The organism is Cellulomonas iranensis NBRC 101100 = JCM 18110, assembly GCF_001552375.1.
Lineage (GTDB): Bacteria > Actinomycetota > Actinomycetes > Actinomycetales > Cellulomonadaceae > Cellulomonas > Cellulomonas iranensis.
Window position 1 is genome coordinate 1 of record NZ_BCRB01000164.1, and the last position, 3,151, is coordinate 3,151.

Genomic DNA, 3,151 nt, shown 5'->3' on the forward strand with positions numbered 1-3,151 from the left:
TCGAGGAGGTCGGCCTCCTGCCGATCGGCTCGCGCCCCGCGCGCCGCGGCCTCTCGGTCTCCTCGCTCGACGACCTGCGGGCGATCCCGTGGGTGTTCTCGTGGTCGCAGGCGCGCATCAACCTGGCCGGCTGGTACGGCCTGGGCGCCGCGCTCGAGTCGGTCGGCGACCTCGCCGAGCTGCGCACCGCGTACGCCGAGTGGCCGCTGTTCGCGACCATCATCGACAACGTCGAGATGTCGCTCGCCAAGACCGACGAGCGCATCGCCGCGCGCTACCTGGCGCTGGGCGACCGCGACGACCTCGCGCAGATGATCCTCGACGAGATGCGGCTCACGCGCCGGTGGGTGCTCGCGATCACGGGCAGCACGGGCGTGCTGTCGAACCGGCGCATCCTGGGGCGCGCCGTCCAGCTGCGCAGCCCCTACGTCGACGCGCTGTCGCTGCTGCAGCTGCGCGCGCTGCGCGGCCTGCGCACGGGCGACGACGCCGAGTCGGTCGACGACCTGCGGCGCCTGCTGCTGCTGAGCGTCAACGGCGTGGCCGCGGGTCTGCAGAACACGGGCTGACCGGGGCCGACCCGGGCCGACGCCCCGTCCCGCACGTGCGGGGCGGGGCGTCGTGCGTGCCGCCGTGCCGCCCGCAGGGTGCCGAGGGCGCGGGTCCGCTCGTCCTGCCGGCGCGGAACGCGGGCGACGCCCGGGGCGTCGCGACGGCTCAGCGGGGCACGGACAGCACGGCAGGCACGGCGGCGCCGGCCGCGAGCAGGTCGAGCACGAGACGCTCGTGGGGCACGACGGGGTCGGGCAGCGCCGCGAGCGGGTACCAGCCCATCGCCGCGGCGCGGTCGGCCTCGCGCAGGGCCGGGTCGCCGCGCCAGCGCGTGACCTGGAAGAAGACGTCGACGCGCTGCTCGACCTGCGGGCCACCGCGCTCGAACCGGTGCAGCGCCGTCAACGGCTCGAGGTCCGCGGGGTCGACGACGACGCCGGCCTCCTCGGCGGCCTCGCGCACCGCCGCCTCGTGCACGGACTCGCCCGGGTCGACGTGGCCCGCGACCGTGGCCCACCAGCCGTCCATGTACCCCGTGCCGGCACGCAGCTGCAGCAGCACCTCGTCACCCGTCGGGCCCGGGCGGCGCAGCACCACGTAGGCCGCCGCGACGAGCAGGCTGCGACCGTCCACGTGGTCGTCCTCGGGGTAGCTGTCGGCGGCGGGTCCGGGTGCGGCGGGCATGCGGGGAGTCTGGCACGGCGGGCGGGCGGTCGGGCCCGGGTGGCGCGGTGCTCAGGCGGTCGCCGCGGGGTCCGTGTGGAGCAGCTCCCACACGTGGCCGTCGGGGTCGGACACGGCCCGGGCGTACACCGGGCCGTCGTCCTGCACGTCCCGCACCTCGGTGCCGCCGTGCGCGAGCGCGGCCTGCGCGAGCGCGTCGACGTCGCGGCGGTCGGCGGCGGTCAGGCAGAGCAGCACCTGCGTCGTGGCGTGCGCGTCGGCGATCGGCCGCGGCGCGACGTCGGCGAACCGCGCGTGGTCCAGCAGCATGACGCAGATCGTGCGGGACACGACCACGCAGACCACGTGCTCGTCGCTGAGCTCCTCGTTCACGCGCATGCCGAGGCCGGCGTAGAACGCGCGGGCCGCGGCCAGGTCGCGCACGGGCAGGGTGACGACGATCATGCGGTCCACGGCGGTGCTCCCTGGCAGGTGGGTGGGGCGTCGCCGGTACCGACCGGCGCACCTCGTCCGGGTCGTCGGGGTGTGCGATGTCGGTGGCGCGGTCTACCGTCTCAGGTGTGACGACGACCACACCTGGCACTCCGCCCGGCGCCGTGACCGGCTCGCTCCCGGGCGCCGCGCCCGACGGTGCCGCGGGTCGGGCCGAGCCCGTCCCGACCGACCTCTCGGCCGACGAGTTCGCGCAGCGGCTCGCGCCGCTGCGGCGCGAGATCCTCGCGCACTGCTACCGCATGACCGGTTCGGTGCACGACGCCGAGGACATGCTCCAGGAGACGTACCTGCGGGCGTGGCGCGCGATGCGCGGCTTCGAGAACCGCTCGTCGCTGCGGACGTGGATGTTCCGCATCGCGACCAACGCGTGCCTCACGCACCTGGACGGTCGGCGTCGTCGCCCGCTGCCCACCGGCATCGGAGCGCCCGCGGCCGACCCGCGCGACCAGCCGCGCGAGGACCACGCCACGCCGTGGCTCGAGCCGCTGCCCGACGACCTGGTGTGGTCGCGACCGCCGCGGGACCCGGCCGAGGTCACGGTCGACCGCGACACGGTCCGGCTCGCGTTCGTCGCAGCGCTCCAGCACCTGACGGCGCAGCAGCGCGCGGTCCTGCTGCTACGGGACGTGCTCGCGTGGTCCGCGGCCGAGGTCGCCGACGCGCTCGACCTGTCCGTCGCGGCCGTCAACTCGACCCTGCAGCGGGCCCGCGCGCACATGGCCGGCGTGCAGCACGTCACGCCGCTCGAGCCGACGGACCCCCGGCACAAGGAGCTGCTCGAGCGGTACGTCGAGGCGTTCGAGGCGTACGACGTCGCGGCGATCGTCGACCTGCTCGCGGCCGACGTGGTCTGGGAGATGCCGCCGTACCCGGGCTGGTACGCCGGGCCGCGCGCGGTGGGCGAGCTCATCGCCACGTGGTGCCCCGCGCAGGGGCCGGGGGACATGCGCATGGTCCCGACGAGCGCCAACGGGCTCCCGGCCTTCGCGCTGTACATGCGCGACCCGGACGGCGTGCACCGCGCGTTCCAGGTGCAGCAGGTGACGGTCGGTGCGGACGGCGTGCGGCACGTCACGGTGTGGTTCGGGGCCGCGCTGTTCGCGAGGTTCGGGCTGCCGGTCGAGCTCGCCTGACGGACGCCGTCCCGGGACGCCGGCCCGGGACGACGAACGCGGGCCCACGCCGGTTCTCGCGGACGAGAAGCGGCGTGGACCCGCGTTCGAGGAGCGGGGACGGGGCCCCGGGAGGTCAGGCCGTGGTGGCTGCGGTGCTGCGGCCGCGACCACGCCCGCCGCGGCGACGGCGGCGCTGACCACCCGCACCGTCGGCCGGGCGCTGCTGGTCGCCCGCCCGGTGCTGCTCGGCCGACGGACCGGCCGACCGACCGGCCGCCGGGGCGGCGGCCGTCGCGGGACCCGCC

General features: G+C 76.5%; 4 protein-coding genes. 2 read left to right on the plus strand and 2 right to left on the minus strand.

Going from position 1 to position 3,151, the window contains the following annotated elements; translation table 11 throughout:
* The coding region (locus tag CS2_RS17980; protein ID WP_156442215.1) for a phosphoenolpyruvate carboxylase at positions 1-569 on the plus strand (569 nt) is incomplete at its 5' end.
* A 148-nt stretch (positions 570-717) separates the two neighbouring features.
* Here the strand turns inward: CS2_RS17980 and CS2_RS17985 are convergent.
* Positions 718-1,236 (minus strand): NUDIX domain-containing protein, encoded by a 519-nt coding sequence (locus CS2_RS17985; protein ID WP_046528689.1) that lies wholly within the window; start codon positions 1,234-1,236, stop codon positions 718-720.
* 51 nt (positions 1,237-1,287) lie between these two features.
* Complete coding sequence (locus CS2_RS17990) at positions 1,288-1,680, minus strand: VOC family protein (protein WP_233421265.1); 393 nt, start codon at positions 1,678-1,680, stop codon at positions 1,288-1,290.
* Between the two features lie 116 nt (positions 1,681-1,796).
* Here CS2_RS17990 and CS2_RS17995 point away from each other — a divergent pair, with 116 nt between their 5' ends.
* Positions 1,797-2,864 (plus strand): sigma-70 family RNA polymerase sigma factor, encoded by a 1,068-nt coding sequence (locus tag CS2_RS17995; RefSeq protein ID WP_233421264.1) that lies wholly within the window; start codon positions 1,797-1,799, stop codon positions 2,862-2,864.
* Positions 2,865-3,151: the final 287 nt, after the last annotated feature.

Bases quoted from the DNA above. Each gene is read 5' to 3' on its own strand.
- CS2_RS17990 (WP_233421265.1), bottom strand. From the start codon at position 1,680: ATGATCGTCGTCACCCTGCCCGTGCGCGACCTGGCCGCGGCCCGCGCG.
- CS2_RS17985 (WP_046528689.1), bottom strand. From the start codon at position 1,236: ATGCCCGCCGCACCCGGACCCGCCGCCGACAGCTACCCCGAGGACGAC.